This is a genomic window from Actinomyces sp. HMT897 (genome assembly GCF_016626125.1).
Taxonomy (GTDB): Bacteria; Actinomycetota; Actinomycetes; order Actinomycetales; family Actinomycetaceae; genus Actinomyces.
Genome location: NZ_CP067336.1, coordinates 1,716,348 through 1,742,227, shown reverse-complemented (window position 1 = coordinate 1,742,227; position 25,880 = coordinate 1,716,348). Strand labels below are relative to the sequence as shown.

Here is a 25,880-nt window from a genome sequence, read left to right as displayed (position 1 = left end):
TGGGAACGGTCCTGCGTCGGCGTGGCCTTTGGCGGCAGCAGAGAGGCGAGTTCGCAAGGGTGGCGCTCTATCTGGACCAGGGTGTTCCTGGTCCGGGGACTGGTGGGCCCGCAAGGGAGGATTGCTCCTCCACGGTCATGGACGTCTCCGCCCAGCTGCAGGCAGGCCCGCAAGACAGCTGGGTTCTACGACTTGCCGACCAGAGCCTCGTCATAGTCGAGCCCGCGTAAGGGCGGGTTTGATCGACGTGTTCGTGCGTATGCTGCGAACACGTCGAACCCACAAGGATGGGTAGGTGTACCACCTAGCAGCTCTGATCCTACGTAGGCGACACTTCGTCCCTGAGGGGCAGCTGCACCATGCGCAGCCCAATCTGGCTAAGCAGGTTTACGAGCTTCTCTTCCTAGGTGATCTCGCCAAGGGGATCAGAGGGGGTCGAGAGGGTCAGGGTGTGTGCCGTGTGCTCATGGGTCGAAGGAGGTGAGACCGCCGTCGGGAGCGGGGACTTGTCCGGTCTCGGAGAGATCGAGCGCGGCGCGGACCTGGTGGGCACCCACCGTTTCTCTCTGTCAGGGTGCTCCCGGGTGGTCAACTGCCGCGGCCTCGGCTGTCGGTTCGTTGATTCTAGGAGCTGTCAGAGCTCAATCGAGGTCGATCAGGCTCGTCCTGAATGGGAGTCCAGGAGGTGAACACTCCCATGTTTCACGTGAAACATGGGAGCGGCCTGCCGTAGAAGCGGTCCTGCGGCCGATGTGCTGCATACTGTGCTGCATACGGTGTGCTGTGCACGGCGTACACCGCGGTAGCGTAGATCTCCTGAGGCTGGTTGTGGCGCGGTTCGTAAGGGTTGGTCCTGGCTGGTGCAGCAGACAGCCCCGCTCTGGAGGGCGGTCTCACAGTTGTTTTGCGAGGTACTGTTCGGGTAAGTCCCGTCCCAGACAGGTGACTGCCGTGCCCCTCGGCACGGCAGTCTGTCCTCTCGCTCTGCGGTGTCTGCCAGGGCAGTCTTGTACCCAAGAGCACGGTCTGCGTAAGCCGGGTTAAGACTGTCACCTCAGGTGCGTTCCTTGTCTGCGGAGCGGTCACGTTCTGCCAAGGTGTACCGAGGAGAAGGAAGTGGACTGGCTTATCTCAGTCCAGCGGAAGAAGGTGCTCAGCTAAGCGGAGCGTGGGCCAGGGAGTTGTAGACGCCTGGCAGATCGCCGTCGGCCTTAACAGCGAGGGGGAACAATGAGGTCTCGGTCATTCCCGGAACGACATTGACGTCAATGAACCAGGGAGTGCCTTCCTGGTCCACAATGAGGTCTGTCCGAGAGACGTGTCCGAGGCCAAGGGTCCGGTGGATGGTCAGGGCGGTCTCCTTGACCCGCGCGAGGACTTCTGAGCTCAGACGTGCGGGGACAAAGTACTCTGAACGACCAGGATTGTAGCGGGCGTCAAAGTCGTAGCGTCCCTGGAAGGAGATCTCGACAGGTGGTAGTGCACGAGCACCGTCCCCTGTGTCTATTACGGACACCGCCACTTCCGTGCCAGGTACGTAACGCTCAATGAGGGCCCGCTCGTCATAGGCGAAGCAGGCGACCATGGCGCTACGCAGCTCGTCGGCATCTGCGGCTAGCGAGACACCCAGACCGGATCCTCCCTGGTTGGGCTTGACCACCACAGGAAGGCCGAGGTGGCTGGCGACGACGCTGAGCACCTCCTGGGCGCCAAGCTGACTGAAGTAGGCCTTGGGAAGAGTCACCGAGTCGGGGGTGAGGACCCCGCCGCGGCGGACTGTGGCCTTGGCAGTCGGCTTGAATGAGGCGCGCTGGCAACCATCAGAATGGGTTCCCACGTACGGCAGATCCAAAGCAATAAGAATATTCTGAAGACCCCCGTCCTCGCCGGGACCACCGTGGACGAGCGGCCAGACAACATCAGGAGAGAACGCGCGCAGGGAGGAGATCATGCGGGCGTCGACGTCGAGAATGAGGACGGTGTGGCCGAGGTGACGTAGGACCTGGGCCACGCGGTGACCAGAGCGCAGGGAGATGTCGCGCTCATGAGACAGTCCGCCAGCGATAATGGCAATACGTAGGGGGTCAGACATGGTGGTGTACTTCCTCAGATCTGGTCGGGGGCGGGGCCGACGACGGCGTCGGCGTCGCCATTGCGGGAAGAGGTAGGGCCAAAGATGCGGACGAGTTCCAGATCCCTGGTAATGACCTCGGAGAGACGCTGGACACCCAGGCGGATATCTGCGGGCTCGGGGTAGCAGAAGGACAGCCGCATATGGTCACGACCAGCCTGTCCGCCTGCGTAGAAGGCCGTGCCGGAGACGTAGGCGACGAGGTTGGTGACGGCGCGAGGCAGCATCTTCTTGGCGTCCAGGCCCTCGGGTAGCCGTACCCACGTGTAGAAGCCACCTTCTGGTACATTCCAGGAGCACATAGGAAGGAACTCGTGGAGGGCAGCGATCATGGCATCGCGGCGCTCACAGTACATATTGCGGAACTCCGCGATCTGCCGCTTCCAGTCAAAGTTTTCCAGGTACATGGCCACGGAGTACTGGCCCATGGAGGAGGGGCAGAGGATAGCGGCCTCTGAGGCGAGCTTCATCTTCTCGCGGACGGCAGGAGGCGCCACAGCCCAGCCGACTCGGTAGCCGGGCGCGAAGATCTTGGAGAAGGAGCCGAGGTAGACGACGTCGTCGGGAGCGAGTGTCTTGAGGGCGGTGGAGGTCTGCCCCTTAAAACCAAGCAGACCGTAAGGGTTGTCCTCAACAATGAGGACGTGGTGGCGTCGGCAGATCTCAATGACCTGAGGGCGGCGCTCCTCAGAAAGAGTGACCCCAGCGGGATTGTGGAAGTTGGGGAGGCAGTAGAAGAACTTGACGCGGCGCCCCTCGCGCTCCAGGCGGAGCATGGTCTCCTCCAGGGCCTCCGGGATGACGCCGCCAGCATCCAGCGGCACCTGCTGGACGTCGGCCTGATAGGTGGCGAAGATGGAGAGTGACCCGACGTAGGTGGGCGCCTCGGCGAGAATGACGTCACCGGGGTCAATGAACAGCTCGGTAATAATATCGACGGCCTGCTGGGAGCCGGTGGTGATAATAATGTCCTCGGGGTCGGCGTCAATACCCTCCAGCGCCATGACCTCAGGGATCTTCTCGCGCAGGGAGGGCAGGCCCTGACCGTTGCCGTACTGGAGGGCCTTACCTCCGTCCTTGCGGATCATGTCATAGGTAGCCTGGGCCAGCTCGTCAAGAGGGAGGTCCTTGAGATTGGGCATGCCGCCAGCCAGGGAGACCACCTCAGGACGGGATGCGACGGCGAAGAGAGACCTGGTCTCTGACGCACGCAGGCCGTGGGCTCGTGCTGCGTAGTTATCCAACCAGGGGTCGAGACGGTTTCCCTTGACGTCGTTGCTCACGTCTGATCCTTTCCGGTCGGGGGACCACCCCCCATGGGCCCCAGTCTGCCACTTGGCGCCAGGGAGCGGGGAGGAACGGTGCTGGTGACGGTGGCGACTCAGGAAGTGGTCGCGGCGTTATAGAGGTCAGGAGCCATGTGCTGGTCCTGGGGTCGTTGTTTCACGTGAAACAACGACCCCAGGACCATTCGCTGGGGAGTTGTCTCCCTGCTCCTGTCGGGGGACACGTCTCAGCAGGGTCCAGCTTCTCCTTGCCCGCAGGCCCTCGCTCCTGTCAGGCAGGGACACAAGGGCCTCGTTAACCTCGCGCGAGCAGGGATGATCCGACCGCGGACAGTGCCTACCCGGCCGGGACTAACCCTTCGCGACAGGGTGATCTCTTGCTCCTGTCAGGCAGGGATACGAGGTCAGGACAACGCCACCCGCAGGTGCAGCTCGCTCCTACTCCTGTCAGGCGGGGCGTGAGCGCACGTTGATCGGCAGCATCCCTCCCGGCCTCACTCCTGTCGAGTGGGGACGCAAGGCGGATGCGCACAGGGATCAGCGCCGCAGCACCTTACCCCCCTGCCCCTGTCACGCCAGGGGTGCGAGGCGCCCCAGGTCGGCATACTGGACCGTCGCGTCCCCTGTTTCTGCTGTCAGGCGATGGTGACGACGAGCTTGCCTCGGACGTGGCCCTCACGCAGGGTGGTGTACGCGCTACGCACCGACTCGACGTCGAACGGGTAGACGTGGGCCACCTGGATCTTCAGGACACCGCCAGCCACCAGGTCAGCTACCTCCTTGAGGTCAGCAGGGCCAGCGTGTCGCATACCGGTCACGTGGACGCCCTTGGCGACAGCCTCCGGTGAGGGGACCAGGGTGCCAATGGCCTCGGGTGCCAGGCCCAGCGACAGGGCCAGGTCGACGTACTCCGGACCGTGGCAGTCCAGCAGCTTGGTGACCGGGCGTGACGCCACCGAGCGGATCCGGGAGGCCAGGCCCTCGCCGTAGGCCACGGGGACCGCCCCCAGGGAACGCAGGTAGTCGGCGTTGCGCTCACTGGCGATACCGATGACCGGTACGCCTCGGTGGGTGGTGAGCTGCACGGCCAGGGAGCCTACGCCGCCGGACGCCGCGCTGACCACGAGGACGTCGTCGCTGGTCAGCGCCAGCGTACGCAGTGCGCCGCTGGCGGTCAGGGCGACAATCCCCAGGGCGGCGGCCTCGGTGAACCCGAGGGCCTCCGGCTTGCGCAGGACCTCGTCCGCACTGACCACGACCTGCTCAGACAGGGCCCCGACGACCTGACTCTGACCAGGGGCCGCCCAGAGGGTCCCGAAGACGGCGTCGCCGACGGCGAGGTTGCTGACCTCACTGCCGATTGCGCTCACGACGCCCGAGAAGTCGTGCCCCACACCTTGTGGCAGGTGCGAGGCGTCCTTGCCGATCATCCCGCTGAATACCTTCCAGTCCACCGGGTTGAGCCCTGCGGCCCTGGTGCTCACACGGACCTGGTGGGGTCCGGGGACGGCGTCAATGACGTCGGCTATCTCCAGGACCTCCGGGCCGCCGAAGTGCTGGTACTGGATCGCTCGGGTCATAGTGTGTCCTCCTGGCTCTGGTCCTGTATGTGGTTGCGCTGATAATGGTGCCCGGACACGCCCTGTGGGGTGCGGGCACCTCGTGCTGAGGGGGGTAAGCAGTACCTGAGGCGTGGTGGCGAGCATGGTCGGAAACGTTATTTACCAAGGATATAGAATCATCTGCAGATATGCTGGGATATAACGTATACGTGCAGCTCAGAGGCGAGTCTGAAAGTATGCTGTGAAATAGGGTGCATTCTGTCCTCGGCAGTGAGGACGGCGGTAGGCGGGGCATGGCCCGCGCGCATGGTTCGTCCTCGGTGGTGGCATCAGATGGCCTCGACCACGCCGCATAACTGAGACGAGGCGCGGTTCGTTCTCGGCGGTGGCGGGCTCGTCCTGGTCCTGTCGGTTCGTCCTGGTCCTGTCCTACGGTGTCCTACGGTCTGCCACGGCTGTCGATCACGGCTCGTCCTACTCGCGCACTAGCGGCAACACAGTCTCCGATATGTCTCCGTGGGTGAAGAAGTGTCTGAACGCCTTGATCGCCAGCTCGCGAGGCACCTCCACGCTTCTGGGGATCTCTGACCAGCTGCCGTGGTAGTCGTACTCGAGGAACCCCTGGCCACCGTCGACCACCGCAGCTGGCCAGAACATCTCCGTGTCGTTGCCAATAGAAGCTGTGCACCCACCTCCCTCGAAACTGTATGAGTGCGCAGCTAATGTCCCCCAGGAGGAGCTCGATAACGGGGGTGCCGCGTGGGTGAGGGAGGCGTCGAACGGTCTCTGTCGCGTTCTCTACGTCTCCCCACGTCGATACCTCCGCCTCAATAAACCGGTCGGCGGAGGCGCCCCGGTAGTTTATGACCATATTGCCGTCCCTGTGTCCCGCACAATAGTGCGTCCCGCAGTACCCCTGTCATTTTATCCTAAATGTCCCGTGCCTCTACGCCGGGTTCCAGGAGGTGCATGAGAGGTGCTGACGCATGCCCCCGCCTATTCGGGAGCAGCATAAATATGCATTCGTCCTGAAAGACTGCCCGAGGTGGGTGCCGGGCTGAGGTCCAGGCAAATCGAATGAGGACACTCATAGCGCGACAGGACGAGAGCTGGTTGGGACAGGGTGTCTGCCGGCGGCGTGGGGGTCGGGGGGCTACTTCATCGGGTCAATTGGTGGTGTGGGGTCGGGAGGGGGCTACTTCGCCGGGTTAATTGGTTGTGCGGGATTTGAGGGCTTGTTCCGTCGGGTTAATTGGTGGTATGAGGGTCATAAGACTACTTCGCCGAGTCAATTGGTGATGGGGTCGTGACGCCCGTTTCGCTAGGTCAATAATGGGTCAGGCAGGTGCCTGCTGGTGGTGTGGGGGTCGGGGGCGTGTCTTTGTGACGGCCCTGGTGCGGGAGGGTGTCCGCTGGTGGCGTGGAGGTCAGGGCTGGCGGGGATGGATGCAATATACTATTCAATAGTGTCTGCTGGTGGCGTGGTCAAGGGCCTGGGGAGTGGTCGGAGCGTGCCGGCAGGTCAGGGGCGGCGTCAAACTTCTTGAACCGGAGCGGGAATCGCCCAACTGTGCCGGTGGGGCGGGGGAGCAGGAGTGGCGTCGGTGTCCCGGGGTGGTGGTGTTGCACATTCATCCTGGGGTCCTGGTCGGGCCGGTGGCGTCATTTCAACGATTTCCCGTCATAGGAGGTGGAGGGGGACAGGATGAATGTGCAACGCGGGCGCCGTTGCACATTCATCCTGCTCTCCGGGCCACGGGCTGCCAGGCGGATCCGCGCGATTCCGCCATTTTATGATCGCCGATTGTAAAAAGAATGTGCAACCCCTCTAACCGAGCCGGTTGACGGCCTGATAGGCCAGCCCGGCTGAGGCCGCTACCCTAGCACACGGCACGACTAGAACAACAGATACCGCCCTGTTCGCGCTACAGCCCTGAGACCTGTCAGTGCTGGGCGTAACTGGCGACCAGGGGTCGGAGCTCCTCCTGGGTAGCTGGGATCTCCACGACGTGCTGCGGCCTGGCCAGCAGTTCCCTGACCGCCTCGGCCACCGGCACCTCCTCACCCAGGGCCTCAGTGACCGTGTGCCTGAACTTGGCGGCCTTGGCGGTCTCCATGACCACCATGGGCACGCGCCGCCCGTGGGCGGGGCCGCCCTGGTCGGGACCGTCATCCCCAGGTGCGTTGTCCGCGCCAGGTGCTGTGGCGTCGGCCTTAAGGACGCGCAGTGCCACGGTGACGCCGTCAGCAGTGTGCGGGTCAATGAGCTCACCTGTGGCCGCGTGGACCTGGCGGATCGCCTCAAGCCGGTCGGCGTGGGTAGAGGTCCCCGAGATAAACCCGTGCTCCTGACGCAGGGAGACAATTCTGTCACACAGGTCCAGAACGCCGTCGGACTCCAGGCGAGTCCAGTACCGCATAAACTCCTCCCCGAGGACCTGGGCCACGAAACGTTCCAGGTTGGATGCCTTGGAAATGTCCATGGAGGGGCTGGAAGTGGCCAGGGTCTCGGCACCGTCGCGTGGGCGGTAAACGCCGGTGGAGAAGAACTCGTCGAGGACGTTGTTCTCATTGGTCGCCAGTACCAGGCGGCGCAGCGGGACCCCCATGGAACGGGCCAGGAAGGCGGCGTAGATATTACCGAAGTTTCCACTGGGGACCGCGACGTCGACCCGGAGGCCCGCGCGGACGTCCTCGGGTGCGGCGTCGGTGACCCGCAGCCATGTCCACACGTAGTAGACGGCCTGGGCGGCAATACGACCGATATTAATGGAGTTGACCGCGCCGAGGTGGTGGGCGGTCTTGAAGTCGGCGTCGCCCATGAGGGCCTTGACGAGGTTCTGGCAGTCATCGAAGACGCCGCGCACGGCCACGTTATGGATATTGTCGTCCGTAATGGAGTACATCTGGGCGCGCTGGACCTCGCTCATGCGCCCGGCGGGGGAGAGCATGACGACGCTGACCCCCTGTTGGCTACGGAAGGCTTCCTCGGCGGCCGAGCCCGTGTCACCGCTGGTGGCCCCCAGGATCGTGAGGACCTGACCGCGGCGGGCCAGGACGTAGGGGACAGCCTGGCCGAGAAACTGCATGGCCAGATCCTTGAAGGCCATGGTCGGGCCCTCGGACAGGCCTGCCACGAGCAGGCCCGGGTGCAGCGCCTCCAGGGAGCGCAGGGGGACCACCGGGGAGGGGAAGCGCTCAGGGCCGTAGGCGGCGGCGGTCAGGGCGGCCAGGTCCTCGCCGGGGACGTCCGTGGCGAACAGGCCGATGACCTGTGCGGCCAGCTCAGGGTAGGTCAGGGGACGCCAGGCCTCCAGCTGCGCGGCGTCAATCCGGGGCAGGGCCTCGGGGACGGTGAGGCCGCCGTCAGGGGCCAGCCCCATGAGGAGGGCATCGCAGAAGCTGACAGGGTCCATGCCCCCGCGGGTGGAGACGAACTGCATGCCGGGCCTTCCTGGAAGGTGTGCAAGGATCGGCGCCCGCGGTGACGTCCTCGGGCGCTGCCCGGGTACGCTGCGTCGCAGACCGGCCGAAGGCCGTGGCGGACACCGCCCCGGGGTGCGAGCCCGCTCATCCTAAGGGGCCGGTGCATTGGGCCGCAACCGGCGCGTGCCTGGTGGGGCGGGCTGGTTGCGGCGCGCCTGCCGCGGTGGGACGGCCGTGGTACGTGCCTGGTGGGGCGCGCCTGCCGCTGTGGGTCGGTTGTGGTGCGCCTGGTGGGACGGGCTGGCTGTGGGGCGTGGTCACCACCCCTCCCCGGCCTCACCGAGCATGAGCGGGACCAGTACGGCTACCAGGTCCCTGAACCGGGGCCGCGTGGCCCGTGGTCCGGCGTCGAGGTCCCCCTGCTCCAGGGTCTGCCAGTCCCGGGCGTCAAGGTCGTAGACGTACAGCGGACCGTCCTCGTAGTCGCCCACCATGAGGTAGCGCGGGTAGTCCGCCACGTACAGCCCGGTGGTTTCCACCATCTCGGCCGGCCCGTACAGGTTCGCGCCGTTCATGCCGCAGCCGTCCGTCAGCTGCCAGAACCCCAGCAGTGCTGCCGGTACCTCAGCACCCAGGTCCTCCCTGACCCAGGTGACCGCCGTCTCCACCTCGCCGGTGGACGCGGGTACCAGCTCCTGGCCCCAGTAGGTGCGGTACCGCTCACCTACCTGCGCGATTAGATCGACCACCAGCTCGTCATTAGCCCGGTTACGTGTCTGCTGCACGGTACACCTCCAGGACGGGGACGGTTCCGCGTGTCAGCCTAGACGTCCCGGACACCGGCAGCGGGGACGTGCCCTGCCACCGAGGCGGGGGCGGTGCTCACCGCCGTCGTCGCCGTCCTTGACGGCCCCCGCCACCGAGACGAGGTGGTGTGGTGCTCCTAGGAGTCTTGGCCCAGGGCCCGTTCGACCTTCTTCCTGAAGCTGGCCCGGGGGTAGCTGCCCTGAAACTGCGTGACCACCTCACCGGCGCGTACGACGGCGAAGGTCGGCAGGGAGCGGATACCGAACAGACGGGTCGTGACCGGGTTCTCGTCCACATTGACCATGACGAGTTTCACCCGACCGGCGAGCTCGCTCGCGACCTCGTCTACCACCGGGGACATCTGGCGGCAGGGGCCGCACCACTGGGCCCAGAAGTCTATGACGACCGGCAGGTCGCACCGGGCGACCTCGACGTCGTAGGAGGAGTCGGTGACGGCAAGGGCGGAGGGCATAAGTATTCCTTTCGAGCCTGTTATGACGGCACCTGTTCTCGCGAGCGGTAGTAACCGGCGGTTGCTCGCGGGACCGGGTGCTATGTGTCCCACAGCCTGCACGGGTTCCTGTATATCGCACAGGTTCCCGTCATGTCCCACAGGTTCCGCGCCAGCCCTCTACCGGCCGGACCGTGTCCCGCAGGGCCAGCAGGTGTCTTCTACGGGAGGCCGTGGCCTAATGGGAACCAGTGCGGTCCGCGGGCGTACCACAGACCGTACCTGTGAGCATCCTGTGAACCCCCCCGTTCTCACGAGCAATAAGTACCGTTCTCGCGACGAACAAGTACCGTTCTCGCGAGCAATAAGTACCGTTCTCACGGAAGAGGGGAGGGGAGGACGGGTGGGGCGGGTGTCAGCTTGAGGAGCGTGCCCGGGCGGCTAGGCTGCGCAGGTGGCCCTTGGCCTCCTTGGCGCTGCGCAGGGCCAGGAAGGCCGAGGACCGCAGGGGCATGTCCCAGCTGCCGTCGACCTCCGTGACGCGCTGGGCGTAGCGCTTCTTGTACTGACCCACGCTGTAGAGCTCGGGCACCCGCACGGACCCGGCCCCCATGAGGTCGTAGGACACGCAGCCCTCGTCAGCCAGGGTCCGCATGCACCACCAGTCCAGGGCCTCGGCGCCCCGGTAGGCCCGGGACTCGTTGGAGGAGGCTCCGTAGTAGGCCCAGGTGTGCCGCTGGTAGATCGTAATGAGGTTCCAGGCCTGGGGCTTGCCCTGGGCGTCACGCATGACGAACAGGCGCGCGTGCTTGGGGCCTAGGAAGGTCAGCATCTGCCAGTAGACCTCACTGGGGTGCGGGGTGAACCCGTCCCGCTCGGCGGTCTCCGTCAGCACCTGGTAGACCTTCTCGAACTCGTGGCGGCTCAGGTCGCTCTCGTCGGCGAACGTGGCCCCTGCCGCCGCGGCCACGCGCTGGGCGCGACGGACCCCGCGGCGACCGTCCTTGGGCATGGCCGCGGCAATGGCCTCGGGGTCACGCGGGCTGAGGTCGGCGATATAGGTGTGGTCGTAGGTGATCGAGTTCAGCAGCGGGTGCAGGTCCGGGGCGCTGAAGGCGGCGGCCAGGCGCAGGAACACCACCGACTTGTCCCGCCGTCGCACCTCGGCCTGCAGGAGCTCACGCAGGTGCGCCTCACGCTCGGGGGACTGCTCCTTGAACCACACCGGCCCGTGCTTGGCCCACAGGAAGCGCCGTCCCACGATCTCGTAGACCAGGAACATGACGTAGGCAACGACGACGCCGCCGTCCTCGTAGACGTACCGGCCCCAGACCTGGTTGCCCCGGGCGGCCTCGAAGGCCTCCCACGGAATGGTCTGCTCCATGGGCATCTCGCGGTGACGGATCAGCTCGTGCGCCTCCTGCGGGCGGAGCCGGCGGAGGGTCTCTTGACGCTCACTGGACACGTGGAACCTTCTGTCTCTCGGGTCGGGCTTAACGGGTCGGGCTTAGGTGGGGAGGTCAGTAGGACTGGTCGGTGGGGTCGGGGTAGTAGCGGGCGAACTTGCGGTAGTGGTTGAGGCGCTGGGCCTCCACCACCAGACGGCGGCGCTGGGAGCGCTCGCTGGGGTCCCGCAGGGGGTCCACGGCGTCGCCCAGCAGGCCCCGCACCCGCTGCGCCAGCTCGGGGTCGCGCAGGTAGTGCATGAGCAGGCGTCCGGGCACCAGGGAGTAGAGCACCTCCCGGGTCACGTTGCGGCGCACCAGGCGACGCCCCCCAATGAGGTCCTCGATCATGGGGACCATGGGGTTGGCCCCGGCGGCCGTCATATAGAAGGAGTTGCGCCCGATACGCGGGTTGACCTCGAAGAACAGGGCGCGCCCGTCGCGGGGGTCGATCTTGACGTCGAAGTTGGCGAAGCCCCGGTACCCGGCGGCCGTGAGGATCCGCTCGGCGGCCTCCCAGATCTCGGGGAAGGGCTCGGTGACCATGGCCACCGGGTTGCCGATCATGGTGGGCGCGTGGTCCTCCAGGAGCACCCGGGCCGAGCCCATGAGCGTCACCCGTCCGGCGGAGTCCACGTAGGTGGTCACCGAGCGCATGGCCGTGTTGTCACCGGGGATGAGCTCCTGGACCACGAACGTGGAGCGGAAGCCCGCCTGACGCAGGTCCTGCCACAGGGACTCCAGCTCCTGGGGGCCGTCCATGAACCAGATCTTGCGCTTGCCGGGGAAGGAGACCGCGTCGTAGGCCTCCCCGACGGCGGCCTTGGCCACCACCGGGAAGGGCATGTCGATCTGCGGGGCGGCCCAGCCCGGATCGTCGCAGTCGGACATGTCCACCACGACCTGGCGGGGGGTGTCCACCCCCACCGAGGCGCACAGGGCGGAGAAGGAGGTCTTGTCCGAGACGGCGTCGATCACCTCGCTGGGGGGGAAGGGGACCGCGTAGGCGGGCTCCAGCAGGTGACGGTGGCGGGCCAGGAGGGCGGCCTGGTGGTCGGTGTTGGCCATGACCACCGCGCGCTCGTCCTCGCCCAGGTCCTCGGCGACCTCCAGGAGGGCCGCGATGGTGTCCTCCTCGGTGGGCTCCTCGGGCAGGGGGACGACGTCGATGTAGGAGGACAGGCTGATCGCCTCGATCGGGGCGGGGGACAGGACCGTCACGCGACTGGTGGTGGCGGTGTGGAGCTGGCGGGCGATGGCGTAGACGCCGATGTCCCCCCCCAGGACGACCGGACGAACGTGACTCATGTGGCCTCCAAGCTAGTGCGGCACCCTCCCGGGCAGACGGGAGGGCCGTCTGCCCAGGATAGATCAGACGGCCCCCGACGTGCGGGTGGGGTACGGCTCAGGCGTGGTCGGCCAGGTAGTGTTCGGCGTCCAGGGCGGCCCGGCACCCGGATCCCGCTGCCGTGATCGCCTGCTGGTAGTGGGGGTCGGCCACGTCGCCGCAGGCGAAGACCCCGGGGACGTTGGTGCGCTGGCTGGGGGCCTCGACGCGGACGTAGCCGGCGTCGTCCAGCTCCAGGACGTCCCTGACAAGCTCGGTGCGGGGGATCTGGCCGATGGCCACGAACAGGCCGGCGGCCGGGATCTGGCGGCGCTGCCCGGTGAGCGTGTCCTCCAGGGTGACCGACTCCAGGGCCTCCTGCCCGCCCAGGCCCACCACCCGGGAGTTCCAGGCGAAGGTGATCCGGGGGTCGTCCAGGGCGCGCCGGGCCATGGCGGCGGAGGCGCGCAGGGCGTCGCGGCGGTGCACCACCGTGACCGAGGAGCCGAAACGGGCCAGGAACAGGGCCTCCTCCATGGCCGCGTCCCCGCCGCCCACCACCACGATCGGCCGGTCCCTGAAGAAGAAGCCGTCACAGGTGGCGCAGTAGGACACCCCGTGCCCCGAGAGGCGGTCCTCCCCCTCCACGCCGAGCCTGCGGTACTCGCTGCCGGTGGCGACGATGACGGTGCGGGCCTCGTGGACGCCGTCGTCGGTGGTGACGCGCTTGACCTCACCGACCAGCTCCAGGCCGGTGACGTCCTCGTAGCGGATCTCGGCACCCAGGCGCTCGGCCTGCTCCTGCATCCGGCCCATGAGCTCAGGGCCCTGGATCCCCTCGACGAACCCCGGGTAGTTCTCCACCTCGGTGGTGCTCATGAGGGCGCCGCCGGCGGTGACCGAGCCGGCCAGCACCAGGGGGTCCAGCCCGGCGCGGGCGGCGTAGATCGCGGCCGTGTAGCCAGCCGGGCCGGAGCCGACGATGACGACGTCGTGGATCATGACTCTCCTGAGGGTGCGCAGGTGCTGACCGCCTGCCCGGCCTCGCGGGCCCGGCAGGACATGGACACAACCTCCGGCAGATGACGGCGATTCCTACGGATCCTCCTATCGGAGCGTGATCTCCGTAATAGTGAGCTTGTTCTCGCCGTCGGAGGACTTGGGCAGCCGGGTGACCAGCAGGACCACCGTGGTGGTCTCGGTGGGCTTCTGGAAGTTGAAGGTGGTGGTGCCCTGGGTGAACTCGCCCTCCGCCAGGAGGGTGCCGCCCTCGGGGTCGTCGGGGCTGGTGGCCCGGATCTGGACGTGGCCGCCCGCCCCGGTGCCCTGGATGTCGATGCCCGAGACGGTCGCCTTCTGCTCCAGGGTCACGGCCAGGGACTTGGTCCCCCCGTCCATGCCCGGGTCCCGGTGCCACTGGGAGAACCACTCCTTGGAGGTGTCGCCGTCAGTCAGGCGGCTCTCCAGCTCGGGGTGGTCCCCGCTCAGGCTCTTGGCCCCCGCGACCTTGACCGGCGCCGAGGAGGGCGTCGGCTTGGTGCTGTCGTCGCTGCTGCTGGTGGTGGCGGGCGCCTGCGTGCTCGACGTCGAGGTGCTGGGGACGGTCTTGGCCGCCGGGACGTCGTCGTCGGTCAGTCGCACGCCGGCGAGCTGGAGGAGGTTGCTCACCGCGAAGAACGCGCCCACGAGGACCAGCGCCACCAGGGAGACGAGGACCACCGTGGAGGTGCGGCTCACCGACCGGGAGCTCTCCTCGTCGTCCTCGACCCGCTCCGGGGTCGCGGCCACGGCGGCCCCACGGGCCTGGGAGGCCGACCACGTCTGCGTGGGGTTCCTGCCGTCGGCGGGCCGGGAGGGCGGGGCGGCGACGGGCTCGGGCTGGGCCGGCGGCGCGCTCGGGGGGATCGACGGCGGCACCGGGTTGGAGTACGGGGTCTCCACCGCCGGGCGGGTCCGGGGTGGGATCTGGGCCGGCAGCTGCTCCGGGGGCGCGGTGGCGGGCGCCTGCGGGGCGGCGCCCTGGGTCTGGGTGCCCGCGCCCTGGGGGGCCTGGGGGGCCTGGGCGTCGCCCTGGGCGGGGGCCGGCTGGCGCGGAGGGACCGGGACCGGGTCGCCGTAGCGTGAGGCCGCCTCCAGGGCCACGGCCTTGGTGGTGGCCAGGAAGGACTCGGCCGGCCGGTCCTGCGGGGCGGCCGGCTCCGGGTCCGGGGCGGGCAGGAGCGGCAGCAGGGAACGGGAGTCCCACCGCCCCAGGGACCGGGCGACCTCCGCTGCCGACAGCGGCGGGTGACCGCCCCAGGTCCGGGCGATAAGGGCCTCCAGGTCACGGTCGGACGGGTCCCAGTCAGGGTCCAGGCGCGAGGGCGGTACCGGTCCGCTCGCGCCCATGGGGACCGAGGGGATCCCCGAGCGCTTTCCGGGCCACCGCTTGGTCAGCAGGTAGTACAGGAGGCTGACCAGGCCCTTGGCGTCGGTCCGGTCGGCGGCCAGGGGGTCGAAGTTCACGCCCCCCTCGCGGCCCAGGACGGCGGCGTCGACCCCCAGCCCGAGGACCTGGACCTGGCCGTGGCGGCGCAGACGCACCGAGTCCGGGCCCAGACCCAGGTGGTGCAGGCCGCGGCGGGAGGCCGACTCCAGGGCGCTGGCGACCTCCCCGATAATGGTGCGGGCCTGGGCGGGGTTGACGCCCCGGCGCACCAGCTCGGCCAGGCTGACGCCCTCGGGCGGCTCGGTGACAATGAAGGTGACGGATCCCTCCTCCACGTCGTAGACGCGCTGGACCCGTGAGTCGGTGATGAGGACCGCGCGGGCGGCCGCCTCCAGGACCTCGGCCCGGTGGGGGGTGGCGTCCGTCAGCGTCAGGATCATGACGTCGCGGTCCAGGATCGTGTCCACGCCCAGGTGGCGCACGATCCGTGGCAAGGTGGCGGGGAGAGCCTCCCCGAGTGCGTAGCGCCCGGAACCCAGTGGAGTCATGGTGCTCATGCGGGCCCTCCTCTTTGCTTGGTGGCGCGCTGACTGTGATCCCATCGTAACCTCAGAGGGGCGTCGTACCGCAGTGTTACCGACAGCATAGGGCGACGCCACAGCCGGCTGTGCCGGTGGGTGACCCTCGGAGGGCCCGGGGGTCGTGGGGGCGCCGGGGCGCACCGGGATGCTGGGGGGCAGCGAGCCCGTCGGGGCGCTGACGGAGTGCCCGGTGGTACGGGTCGCTCCGGTCCTCCGGGTTCCTGACGGCGCTACCGCCGACCTCGTGCGGGGCGGCAACGAGGCCTCTCCCTGTGGGACCCCTGCGGCCTGTGGGGCCCCGGTGGCCTGCAGGACACCGGTGGCCGCCCCACCCGCGGCCTGCCGGGCCCCACCGGGCAGGGCCCCGGCGTGCGCGGCCGTCCCGCCTGCCCTCGCCCCGTCCGCGGCTACGCCAGCCGCGGTCACCCCGGCTGCTCCGTCCGCGCTGGCTACCGGCCCCTGCGAAGTGGGCGCCGACGTCGTCGGATCCAGGGCCTGGGAGGCCCGTAGCACCGCGGCGCCCAGGGCGCCGGGCAGCAGGCGGCCCAGGAGCGCCAGGATCCGGGCCAGGCGCGTGAACAGGAGGCTGAGCTCACTCACCCGCAGGACGCGGCCGACCGCCAGGTACACCACGGTCATGACCGTGGCGACCACGGCGATCTGCACCAGGGCGTCCAGGGCGCGGGTGCCCGTCATGGAGCCGTCGGCCGGCCCCAGCAGCAGGCGCACGCCCGTGCCCGCCGCCGCCGCTCCCAGCGCGGCCATGCCCAGGCGCAGGTAGGTGCTCAGGACCCGGCGGCCGTCCAGGGAGGGGATGTGGCGGCGCATGAGCGGGACGATGGCGGCCGAGGCGGCGACCAGCCCCAGGGAGGAGCCGACGGCGGCCCCCACCATCCAGAGGTTGGCCGGGGCCAGGAAGTAGGCCACCACGCAGGCCACGACCGGGGTGACGCCGGCCACCAGGTCGGCCAGGAGCAGCCGCTTGGTGTCGGCGTAGGCGAGCATGACCCGCTGGGTCGTGAACCACACCCCCTGGGGCACGATCCCCAGGGCCAGGGCGATGAGGACCGGTGCCGAGCCCACGGCCTCGGCGGTGGAGATCGAGGGCACGAAGGCCTGCAGGGCCTGGGCGGACAGCACCACGATCCCGGCGCTGGCCAGCATGGTGAACACGGCCACCGAGCGCAGCCCCAGGGACAGGTCGTCACGGACCCCCTCCCCGTCCCCGGCAGCGGCCTTCTCGCTCATGCGGGTGAACAGGGCGGTGATAATGGAGGTGGTCACCAGGGACTGGGGGAGCATGTAGACCAGGAGGGCGTTGGCGTACATGGTGGTGGAGGGCACGACCACCCCGGCGTACGCGGGCTCCCTGGCGGCGGTCACGGCCAGGGAGCCGAGGTTCGTCGTCGCCCAGTCACCCAGGGAGGCGATGAACACGCCCAGCAGCGCCCAGGAGGCCACCTTGGAGGTCTGCCCCAGGCCGATCCCCCTGACCCCGAAGACGACCCGGGGCCTGAAGCCGATACGGCGCAGGGGCAGGTAGAGCACCACGGCCTGGATGACGATCCCCAGGGTGGCGGTGCCCGCCACCAGGGCGATCCTGGCCACGCCCCAGTCGGCCGGGGTCTCGCTGCCCTGGTAGGACTGGTAGATCTGCATGTAGGCCAGCAGGGAGGCGATGGAGATAATGTTGTTCAGGACCGGGGACCACATGTACGGCCCGAAGCTGGAGCGGGCGTTGAGCACCTGCCCCCACAGGGCGTACAGGCCGTAGAAGAAGATCTGGGGCATGCACCAGAAGGCGAACCCGTAGGCCACCGGCAGCCAGGCCTCCAGCCCCGAGGCGTAGACCATAATGACCAGCGGGGCGGCTATGGTCAGCAGGACGGTGACGGCCAGTATGAGGGTCCCCGCGGCGGTCAGGAGCCGGTTGACCAGCTCGTCGCCGTTCTTCTGCCGCAGGGCCCGTACGATCTGCGGCACCAGGACGGCGTTGAGGATGCCGCCAATGAGCAGGTTGTAGAGCTGGGTGGGCAGGGCGTTGGCGGTGTTGAAGGCGTCCGCCGCCCCGGAGGCGGTGGCGCCCAGGGCCACCGCCAGCAGCGCGTTGCGCACGAACCCGAGGATCCGGCTGGTCAGGGTTCCCGCGAACATGACCGCGCTGGACCGGGCGAGTGAGTTCTGGGGGGTGCGGCTCACGCTGCCTCCTCATGTGGCCGGGTGGGGGGCCGCGGCAGACCGGGGCCCTTGACGGCGTCCGCTGCGGATGGTCCGCACGACGCCGACGACGAGCAGGATAACCAGGGCCGAGGCGCCCACGCGCACGCCTCTGCTCTCCCAGTTCGCCCGTACCCGCATGTGCAGGATGGCGGGTGTACCCACCACGGTACCGTCTGGGGCCAGGATGTGGATGGTCAGGTTCACGTCACCGCTGCCCACGGCGCTCACCGGCAGGGAGGCCACCGCCCCGCCGCGGGCCGGGACCGTGATGGTGACCGGCTTGAGGGGCTGGAGCCTGGTGGAGGAGGAGAAGATGCGCACCTGGACCGTGGCCGCCTGGTTGAGGGACGAGGTGATCCGCACCGGCACGTCCGCGCTCTGGGCAATGAGGTTAATGGTGCTCGACGGCGCCGCGCCCAGGGACTGGGTGATCCGCGTGCCCACCTGGTGGTCGGCGGTCAGGGCCCTCTGGCGTCCGGAGGGGTCGTCGCGCCAGACCGTGGAGGTCACGGTCGAGACGACCTGGGTGACCCCCTCCAGCTGGGTGGTCGGTGAGGCCAGCACCCCCACGATCGAGCCCAGCGTATGCTCTACATCACGTGCCTGCTCCAGCTCGCTGGTGCTGAGCTCGGTCTGGGACACGGACTGCTGCGCCAGGTCCTGACGCTCCACCAGGTTCTGGCTGGCGCGGGTGTCGGACACGATCCTGGACAGGGTCCGGGGCTCGGACCAGCTGTTGCCCATGAGCGCCTCCAGGCGCCGTCCCAGGGCCTGGGGGTTCGTGGCGGCCCCCCGACCCAGGGTGACGACCAGGTTCCGGTTCAGGGCCGGGGCCTGGCGGGTGATAATGGCGGACAGGCCGCGCAGGAGCTGGCGGGAGTCCAGCTCGCACAGCGGGGACCGGGAGCTGCCGGTGCTCAAGGTGGAGGCCAGCGCCTGGGACAGGCTGGGGTCGGACAGGAGGACCACGCGGTCGTCAATGAGGGTCGTCCCACTCGGGGTGTAGGTCAGGTCCTCGGCCACCGGGGCCGCCGACGCCGGGGCGATGAGGGTGGTGGTGGAGGCGGGCAGCGCGCTCAGGGTCTGGCTGTCCAGATCCTCCACCCAGGCGGTGTCCGTGGCCGCCCCGGCGGCGACCGTCTGGGAGGAGGCGGAGCGCTCCAACGCCGAGCTAATGAGATCCGTCTCCCCCAGGTGCGCCAGGGCTGGGACGTCGGCGTCGTTCCAGGGCAGGGCGATCACCTCCCCGGCGGACACGGCCTTGGTCAGCGCCGCCGTCAGGGGGTCGGTCGCGGGGAAGGCGTACTTGGCCCCGGGGGAGGCCGTGGAGGTGGCTGTGGAGCTGGGGGAGGGCGTCGTGGATGCGGACGTCGTGGGGGAGGGCTCGGCGGAGGGGGTCTCCGCGGGGGTGGGTGAGGCCGTGGCCTGCCCGCTTCCCGGGGGCGGTGTGGCCGGGACACCCAGGGCCTTCAGGAGCGCCGGGTCCACGGCCAGGACGACGCCGTCGCCCGCCAGCGCCAGCAGCCCCAGCACCCGCTGGCGCAGCCGCTCCACGGTGGTCGTCACCCCTGAGGGCGCCGGGGCGGGATCCTGGGCGGGCAGGACGGTGGCCGAGTCGGCGGGCTGGGTGCTGAACTCGGTGGAGGCGGGGGGAGACAGGGCGACGGTGCTCAGGGCGATGAGCTCGGAGGGCGAGGCGGTGACCGGTATGACGGTGGTCACGCCCGTGGCCCTGCTCGGGGTGGCGTCGCTGGACCAGATGAGCAGGCTGCGGTCCTTGGCCACGGTGGTGGCGCCCTGGGCCAGGCTGACCTGGACGCCGCGGGGCCCCCACTCCCGGGTGCTGGACAGGGGCAGGTCGGCGGCGGGGACGGTGACGCTGAAGGTGCCGGTGGCCCCCGGTGGGACGGGGGCGTGCAGGTCCTGGGTCAGGGAGGTGGTCAGGGAGCTCTCCCGCTCGTCCGCCAGCCAGGACTCCAGGTCGGTGGTGATGATCTCGGTGTGGTCCTGCACCTGGACGCTCAGGGCGGCCCTGTCCAGGGTCTCCTGGGTGCCGTTGGTAATGGTGCCGCTGACGGTCAGGTCCTGGCCCTTGGTGAGGACCTCGGGGGCCAGGGCGTCCACTCTGAGGGTCACCTCGCCCTCCACCAGGGGGGCCTGTGAGGGGGCCGTGCCCGCGGCGGGGGCGGACTGGGCGGCCAGGGCCTGCGACGGCGGTAGGCCAGGCTGGGTCACTGGGGCTTGTGATGGCGGTAGGCCGGGCTGGGCGGCGCAGCAGACCGAGGGCGCCAGGGCCAGGGCCAGGCTCGCGGTGATCCCGCACAGGAACCTGGCTGCGCGACGTATACTCCACTGCCGTGTCATGAGGAGGTGCTCCTGTCACCGACGAGGATCGAGCGCGCAGCTGCCACGATCCGGCGCTCGTTGGGGTAGGCCAGACGGCGGGCGACCTGGTCGATGTCTACCCAGGCGACGTCCTCGGCCTCGTGGTCGGGGTCGTTCTCGGTGGTCAGCGTCCCACCCGTGGCCTCCAGGAGGAAGTGGTGGACCACCTTGTGGACGCGGTGGTCGCTGCTGGCGAACCAGTAGTCGATAGTAGCCAGGTGCTTGAGGACCCGACCCGTGATTCCCGTCTCCTCGGCGATCTCGCGAACCGCTGCCTGCTCGGGGGTCTCACTGCCCTCCAGGTGGCCCTTGGGAAGGCACCACTCCAGGCGTCCGCCCCGGTTGCGCCGGGCGATGACGGCGACTGCCGCCCGGCCCCCCTGGACCTCCACAATGAGCCCGCCGGCACTGGTCTCGTCCACTACCGGCAGGTTTCGCGCACCGCCGTGTCGCGCCGGTATGGCGGCGCGGGGTGAGCGAGTGCGGTGAGAGGGCATAGAGGCAGTCTAGGTGGTCGGGCGGAAAGGGCCTGCTGGACCGATCCGTGAGACGTGCCTGCGGGGACGGGGCGCGGCTCGGGATGCGGCCCGTCCCGGTGCGGGGGTGCGTCCGGCTGCGGGAGGGTCGTGCCGCTGGTCGTTGGAGCAGGTAGGTGCGCGTTTGTGCACTGTATCCGGTGGGTGCCCGGTAGGTCTGGCTGGCAGGCGCGCCTGCGCGGGCGCGCTCCCGGGTGGGGGTCGTCTGCTCCTGTGCCCGCGGGCTGCGGCTATGGGCGTCTCTGTGGGGGCCTTGGCGTGCGTCTGCTCCTGTGCCCGCGGGCGTGCCCGGGGCGCCCCCGGGTCGGTTCGTGGCAGGCTTGCCCTGATGACTGAGCCCACGCATGACAACCCCCGCGACGCCGTCGAGCCCGGGGTGGCTGCCTCCGCCCCGGTGGACGACCGGGGCCTGACCGCGACCGCCCGCGCCGCCCTGGAGCACCTGCCCGTGGCCCTGGCGGTCCTGGGGCACCTCTTCACGCGCGCCGGGCACGAGATCGCACTGGTCGGGGGCCCGGTCCGGGACGCCTTCCTGGGGGTGGCGCCCCACGACCTGGACCTGACCACCTCCGCGCGACCCGAGGAGACGGAGAGGATCCTCACCCAGTGGGGCGACACCACCTGGGATGTCGGAAAGGACTTCGGGACCATTGGCGCACGCCGGGGCGAGACGGTCGTGGAGGTGACCACCTACCGCACCGAGGCCTACGAGGTGGGTTCGCGCAAGCCAACCGTCTCCTACGGCGACACCCTGACCGGGGACCTGAGCCGCCGCGACTTCACCGTCAACGCCATGGCCCTGCGCCTGCCCGACCTGGAGCTCGTGGACCCCCACGAGGGTCTGGCGGACCTGGAGGCGGGCGTCCTGCGCACCCCGGTGGGTGCCGTCCAGTCCTTCGACGACGACCCGTTGCGCATCATGCGGGCCGCGCGCTTCGCCTCCCAGCTGGGCTTCGATGTCGAGATGGACGTGATGGACGCCATGGAGGAGATGGCCCCGCGCCTGGGCATTGTCTCCGCCGAACGGATCCGGGCCGAGCTGGAGCGGCTCCTGACCAGCCGGTGGCCGCGCCGGGGCCTGGAGCTCATGGTGCACACCGGTGTGGCTGACGTCGTCCTGCCGGAGGTGGCCTCCCTGCGTGAGACCGTGGACGAGCACCGGCGTCACAAGGACGTCTACGAGCACACCCTGACCGTCCTGGAGCAGGCCATGGACCTGGAGACCGGGCCCGAGGGCCCCGTGCCCGCCCCGGACCTGGTGCTGCGCCTGGCGGCTCTGCTGCACGACATCGGAAAGCCCGCCACACGCCGGTTCCTGCCCGACGGGACCGTCACCTTCCACGGCCACGACCACGTGGGGGCGCGCATGGCCGCCAGGCGCCTGCGGGCCCTGCGCTTTGACAAGCAGACCGTCAAGGACGTCTCCCGCCTGGTGGAGCTGCACCTGCGCTTCCACGGCTACGCCGACGCCGCCTGGTCGGACTCCGCGGTGCGTCGCTACGTCACCGACGCCGGGCCGCTGCTGGAGCGTCTGCACCGTCTCACCCGTGCCGACGTGACCACCCGCAACCGGCGCAAGGCCGCCATGCTCTCCCACGCCTACGACGACCTGGAGGCACGCATTGCCGCCCTGTCCAGGCAGGAGGAGCTTGACGCCATCCGCCCCGAGCTCGACGGCGGTCAGATTATGGCCGAGCTGGGTCTGGAGCCGGGCCCAGTAGTGGGGGAGGCCTACCATTTCCTGCTGGACCTGCGTATGGAGAAGGGGCCGGTGGGTCCTGAGGCGGCTCGTCAGGCTCTGCGCTCCTGGTGGGCAGCGCGTCGGTGAGTACGGGCGGTGGGGTGGGGTTGGCCGCTGGTGTGCTGCCTCGCACCCTCTCGTGAGAACGGTACTTATTGCCCGTGAGAACGGTACTTGTTCGTCGTGAGAACGGTACTTATTGTGTGCGGGGGTGGTGCGTCACGCTGAGGGTCCAGCTCGGCGCCTGTCTCGGGCGGTGTTTGGTGCGCGTGGTGGTGGGTGTTGGGTTTTAGTGTCCTTGTTTGTGTTCTGCGTGGTCGGTGAGGTGTGTTGTGGTGTCTACTAGGTTGAAGGTGTCAGACTGTTGGGTGGTTGTGACGGTGCCTTGGACGTCGTGCCAGGTTCCGTCCTGGGGGCGGTAGCGGGCGGTCCAGGTGGTGGTCAGGGTGAGGTGGACGCCGGTCTGGGGGTGGTGGTAGCGGTGGGTCACGGTCTGGTGGGGCCAGGGGGCGCCGGGGCTGGTGGTGGTCGTGGTGGTGGCGTCGCCCCAGTCCCAGTGGTAGGAGGTGGGGGTGGCCTCCACCTCCACGGCCACCCCGGCCACGGTGGTGGACAGGGTGCGGGTAGAGGGGTCGGTGTAGGCGATGAGGTCCATGTCCACCCGGGCCGTGGTACCAGGGGGCTGGCGGGTGATGCCCGACCCGTCCACCATCAGGGAGGCCACGTCCCTGGCCGAGACCACCACCGGCACCACTGCCGGCGCGGGCTCCTCGGGCTCGGAGGGGCGGTCGAAGCGGCACTTAAAGAAGCCGCCCCTCTTGTAGCGGGTGAACGTGCCCACGAACTCGCACGAGGGAAACCGCCCCCCGCTCGGGTCGGAGTACGCCGCCACCACGCCACCGGACCCGGATGAGCCGGATCCGGCAGGGCCCGAAGAGCCCGAGCCGCCTGAGCCGGATCCGGACGGCCCAGCGGGCGGATCCACCCGGGTGTACTGGTCACCGTACAAGGTGATTGACTGCCCCTGAGCTCTACCCCCGATATCTGTAGCTGGCGAACTGTCAGATCCTCCCCCGCCTGGCATGGGAAGGGTGACGGGGAGCGTAAACGCGATCACGGCAGCGTAGGTGATAGTGCCCATCATTTCTTTACCTCGGACTCCCCGACTACCCAGCTTCCGTTTACGTAGCGCATTGCGATAATGAGGGTGAAGTCTCCGGAGTCTGTCGTCTTCGGTGTCCCATCTCCGTCGTACGAGGTTCCCTCCGCCCACTGCATGTCGATCTCTACATGGATGTAGTCGTAGCCGGGGTTCTGCTCGTAGACCCGGACTGCCGTGACCGTGCTGTCCCAGGGGTCGGCCCACCCGCCGCTGTCGTGGATCTTCTTGGCGTCGTCGATGACGCTGTTGCAGAAGACGCACCGCTGCTCGCTCATGGCCGCGAAGTCCTTGGTGTCGCCGGTGACGAAGGCGTACTGGTAGAGGTCAATGAAGTAGGCCGCCGCGGTCGCGGCTCCCTCGGTGGTGTTCTCGCTGATCTGCTCGGGCCGCTCCGGTGGTGGTGTGGCCAGGGCCGCCTCACGCCTGGCCGCCAGGTCCGGCCCCAGGGCCGCGTCACGACTGGCCCGCGCACTGGTCGACGCAGAGGCCGCAGCCGCCATCGCGCTGGCCCCCACCTCATAGGGATCCACACTCGGCGACGCCCCCGCACCAGCCCCGCCAGAGCACCCCACCAGGACGGACACCATGACCACCACCAGGACAGGCGTCGTCCACGACCGGACCCGCACCATCACGACCCCCTCACACACCCAGGAACACGAGGAACACGAGGGGCGGCCCCGGCGGCACCAGCGCCACCACGACCAACCCCACCGCCAACCAGACGACACACACCACCATAACACCACCACCCAACCCACGCACACACACCACAACCACCACACACCAGAACCCCAGACACCCCCACACCCACACCCCCCAAACCAGGACCCACGTCCCACACCCCACCCAGCCGACCCGCCAACCCGGCACCCACCCCGACACCAACCCAGAGACCCGACACCCCACCAGACCCCGGGCAGCAGCCCACCACCAGCCACACCCCGGGCAGCAACCCAGCCAAGCCCGTCGGGACGCGCCCACCTGGGCACACCAACACCCCACCCGGACATTCAACTGTGCTCCTGCTCGGGCGTGGTATCGGTGCTGGCGCCGGGCGCCGTCGCCTGGGTCTTCTGCGCCCGGCGCCTCGACGTCGTCTCACGGCCAGACCGTTCCGCTCTCTGAACTTGAATTGCCCACTAGGTGAGAATGGGTGAGGATGCCCGTATGCGCGTCTACAACTTCTCCGCAGGCCCCGCCCAGCTACCCCTGCCCGTCCTGGAGCGGGCCGCCTCCGAGCTGACCGACTGGGGCGGCTCGGGCATGAGCGTCCTGGAGGTCTCCCACCGCGGGAAGGACTTCGTGGCCTGCGCCGTCGACGCCGAGGCCACCCTGCGCCGACTCCTCGCCGTGCCCGAGAGCTATCGCGTCCTGTTCCTCCAGGGCGGGGCCACCGCCCAGTTCGCCGCCGTCCCCATGAACCTCACTACCGCGGGGGACACGGTCGCCTACCTCAACACCGGCCAGTGGTCCACCAAGGCCATTAAGCAGGCCCGTGCCTACGACCTCGACGTCGTCGTGAGCGCCGACGAGTCCGCCTCCTCCTACACCACCACGCCCGACCCCGGCTCCTACGAGGTCCCCGCCACCGCCCGCTACCTGCACTACACGCCTAACGAGACCATTGGCGGGGTGGAGTTCCCCAATGTCCCCGACGCCGGGGACGTGCCCCTCGTGGGGGACCTCTCCTCCACGATCCTCTCCCGCCCCCTGGACGTGGGCCGCTTCGGTCTCATCTACGCTGGCGCCCAGAAGAACATGGGTCCCTCGGGGCTGACCGTGGTCATTGTCCGCGAGGACCTGCTGGGCCGCGCCCGCACCATTACCCCTGGCGTCCTGGACTACACGAAGATGGCCGCCGCCAACTCCATGCTCAACACGCCGCCCACCTTCTCCGTCTACCTCCTGGGACTCGTCGCCCACTGGATCGAGGACACCGGCGGGCTGACCGCCATGGGGGAGCGCAACCAGGCCAAGGCCGCCGCCCTCTACGCGGCCATTGACTCCTCCGGTTTCTACTCCAACCCCGTTGAGGAGCGCTCGCGCTCCTGGACGAACGTCCCCTTCACCCTGGCCGACCCCGCCCTCGACGCCGAGTTCCTGGCCGGGGCGCTAGCAGCCGGGCTGACCAACCTCAAGGGCCACCGCTCCGTGGGAGGTATGCGGGCCTCCATCTACAACGCCATGCCCATGGAGGGCGTGACGGCCCTTATTGACTACATGGCCGAGTTCGAGCGCACCCACGGCTGAGCTGGCTGGCTCTGCGCGGTGCGGCGGCGTGGGACCTGGCGGCATGGGGCCCGGTACTGCGGTGCCCGGCCGCGCGGGACCTGGCGCCCCGTCGCGGCACCGGGTGCGATGCGACACCCCCTGCCTGCGTCCTGCTCGG

At 68.8% G+C, this 25,880-nt stretch carries 16 protein-coding genes; 2 read left to right on the top strand and 14 right to left on the bottom strand.

Translation table 11 applies throughout. The features are described 5' to 3' along the window. Positions 1-1,153 precede the first annotated feature (1,153 nt). The 12 genes from JJJ15_RS06915 to JJJ15_RS06855 all read right to left on the bottom strand — a co-directional run bounded on the left by JJJ15_RS06915 (position 1,154) and on the right by JJJ15_RS06855 (position 20,546). A complete protein-coding gene (locus JJJ15_RS06915) occupies positions 1,154-2,092 on the bottom strand; it encodes an ATP-grasp domain-containing protein (RefSeq protein ID WP_200510263.1) in 939 nt (312 codons plus the stop codon). 14 nt (positions 2,093-2,106) lie between these two features. After that, positions 2,107-3,273 carry a PLP-dependent aminotransferase family protein gene (locus JJJ15_RS06910; RefSeq protein ID WP_246742248.1) on the bottom strand — a complete coding sequence of 389 codons (1,167 nt, stop codon included), beginning with the start codon at positions 3,271-3,273 and terminating at the stop codon, positions 2,107-2,109. Between the two features lie 779 nt (positions 3,274-4,052). After that, positions 4,053-4,997: an NADP-dependent oxidoreductase gene (locus tag JJJ15_RS06905; RefSeq protein WP_200510261.1), complete on the bottom strand. Its 945-nt coding sequence runs from the start codon at positions 4,995-4,997 to the stop codon at positions 4,053-4,055. 1,925 nt (positions 4,998-6,922) lie between these two features. Then, entirely contained in the window at positions 6,923-8,422 is a 1,500-nt protein-coding gene (gene thrC, locus JJJ15_RS06895; RefSeq protein ID WP_200510259.1) for a threonine synthase, read from the bottom strand. A 300-nt stretch (positions 8,423-8,722) separates the two neighbouring features. Beyond that, entirely contained in the window at positions 8,723-9,190 is a 468-nt protein-coding gene (locus JJJ15_RS06890; RefSeq protein WP_200510258.1) for a hypothetical protein, read from the bottom strand. A 158-nt stretch (positions 9,191-9,348) separates the two neighbouring features. Continuing rightward, positions 9,349-9,684 (bottom strand): thioredoxin, encoded by a 336-nt coding sequence (gene trxA / locus JJJ15_RS06885; RefSeq protein ID WP_200510257.1) that lies wholly within the window; start codon positions 9,682-9,684, stop codon positions 9,349-9,351. A gap of 394 nt (positions 9,685-10,078) precedes the next feature. Beyond that, a complete protein-coding gene (locus tag JJJ15_RS06880; protein ID WP_315133217.1) occupies positions 10,079-11,047 on the bottom strand; it encodes a GNAT family N-acetyltransferase in 969 nt (322 codons plus the stop codon). Positions 11,048-11,183: 136 nt separating this feature from the next. Further along, complete coding sequence (locus JJJ15_RS06875) at positions 11,184-12,416, bottom strand: carboxylate--amine ligase (RefSeq protein WP_200510255.1); 1,233 nt, start codon at positions 12,414-12,416, stop codon at positions 11,184-11,186. 97 nt (positions 12,417-12,513) lie between these two features. Beyond that, the gene (gene trxB, locus JJJ15_RS06870) at positions 12,514-13,437 is read right to left on the bottom strand and encodes a thioredoxin-disulfide reductase (RefSeq protein WP_106110025.1); all 924 of its coding nucleotides are present in this window, start codon (positions 13,435-13,437) and stop codon (positions 12,514-12,516) included. Positions 13,438-13,542: 105 nt separating this feature from the next. After that, positions 13,543-17,643, bottom strand: a complete 4,101-nt coding sequence (locus JJJ15_RS06865) for a lipid II flippase MurJ (protein ID WP_348641468.1) — start codon at positions 17,641-17,643, stop codon at positions 13,543-13,545. Positions 17,644-17,652: 9 nt separating this feature from the next. Continuing rightward, positions 17,653-20,028: a DUF6049 family protein gene (locus tag JJJ15_RS06860; RefSeq protein ID WP_200510254.1), complete on the bottom strand. Its 2,376-nt coding sequence runs from the start codon at positions 20,026-20,028 to the stop codon at positions 17,653-17,655. Further along, positions 20,025-20,546 (bottom strand): NUDIX hydrolase, encoded by a 522-nt coding sequence (locus JJJ15_RS06855; protein WP_106110024.1) that lies wholly within the window; start codon positions 20,544-20,546, stop codon positions 20,025-20,027. Before JJJ15_RS06855 ends, JJJ15_RS06860 begins: the two co-directional genes overlap by 4 nt. A gap of 367 nt (positions 20,547-20,913) precedes the next feature. Here JJJ15_RS06855 and JJJ15_RS06850 point away from each other — a divergent pair, with 367 nt between their 5' ends. Continuing rightward, positions 20,914-22,413 (top strand): CCA tRNA nucleotidyltransferase, encoded by a 1,500-nt coding sequence (locus JJJ15_RS06850; RefSeq protein ID WP_200510253.1) that lies wholly within the window; start codon positions 20,914-20,916, stop codon positions 22,411-22,413. A gap of 202 nt (positions 22,414-22,615) precedes the next feature. On the opposite strand, the gene JJJ15_RS06845 is transcribed toward JJJ15_RS06850, so the two are convergent. Then, a complete protein-coding gene (locus JJJ15_RS06845; RefSeq protein ID WP_200510252.1) occupies positions 22,616-23,167 on the bottom strand; it encodes a zinc transporter in 552 nt (183 codons plus the stop codon). A gap of 299 nt (positions 23,168-23,466) precedes the next feature. Then, positions 23,467-24,120, bottom strand: coding sequence for a DUF6318 family protein (locus tag JJJ15_RS06840; RefSeq protein WP_200510251.1), 654 nt, complete (start codon positions 24,118-24,120; stop codon positions 23,467-23,469). Positions 24,121-24,658: 538 nt separating this feature from the next. Between JJJ15_RS06840 and serC the strand changes: the two genes are divergently transcribed. After that, complete coding sequence (serC, locus tag JJJ15_RS06835) at positions 24,659-25,741, top strand: 3-phosphoserine/phosphohydroxythreonine transaminase (protein WP_200510250.1); 1,083 nt, start codon at positions 24,659-24,661, stop codon at positions 25,739-25,741. Positions 25,742-25,880: the final 139 nt, after the last annotated feature.

Bases quoted from the DNA above. Each gene is read 5' to 3' on its own strand.
- JJJ15_RS06915 (WP_200510263.1), bottom strand. From the start codon at position 2,092: ATGTCTGACCCCCTACGTATTGCCATTATCGCTGGCGGACTGTCTCAT.
- trxB (WP_106110025.1), bottom strand. From the start codon at position 13,437: ATGATCCACGACGTCGTCATCGTCGGCTCCGGCCCGGCTGGCTACACG.
- JJJ15_RS06880 (WP_315133217.1), bottom strand. From the start codon at position 11,047: ATGGAGCAGACCATTCCGTGGGAGGCCTTCGAGGCCGCCCGGGGCAAC.
- serC (WP_200510250.1), top strand. From the start codon at position 24,659: ATGCGCGTCTACAACTTCTCCGCAGGCCCCGCCCAGCTACCCCTGCCC.
- JJJ15_RS06850 (WP_200510253.1), top strand. From the start codon at position 20,914: ATGACTGAGCCCACGCATGACAACCCCCGCGACGCCGTCGAGCCCGGG.
- JJJ15_RS06905 (WP_200510261.1), bottom strand. From the start codon at position 4,997: ATGACCCGAGCGATCCAGTACCAGCACTTCGGCGGCCCGGAGGTCCTG.
- JJJ15_RS06875 (WP_200510255.1), bottom strand. From the start codon at position 12,416: ATGAGTCACGTTCGTCCGGTCGTCCTGGGGGGGGACATCGGCGTCTAC.
- JJJ15_RS06910 (WP_246742248.1), bottom strand. From the start codon at position 3,273: ATGCCCAATCTCAAGGACCTCCCTCTTGACGAGCTGGCCCAGGCTACC.
- trxA (WP_200510257.1), bottom strand. From the start codon at position 9,684: ATGCCCTCCGCCCTTGCCGTCACCGACTCCTCCTACGACGTCGAGGTC.
- JJJ15_RS06860 (WP_200510254.1), bottom strand. From the start codon at position 20,028: ATGACACGGCAGTGGAGTATACGTCGCGCAGCCAGGTTCCTGTGCGGG.
- JJJ15_RS06855 (WP_106110024.1), bottom strand. From the start codon at position 20,546: ATGCCCTCTCACCGCACTCGCTCACCCCGCGCCGCCATACCGGCGCGA.
- thrC (WP_200510259.1), bottom strand. From the start codon at position 8,422: ATGCAGTTCGTCTCCACCCGCGGGGGCATGGACCCTGTCAGCTTCTGC.
- JJJ15_RS06840 (WP_200510251.1), bottom strand. From the start codon at position 24,120: ATGGTGCGGGTCCGGTCGTGGACGACGCCTGTCCTGGTGGTGGTCATG.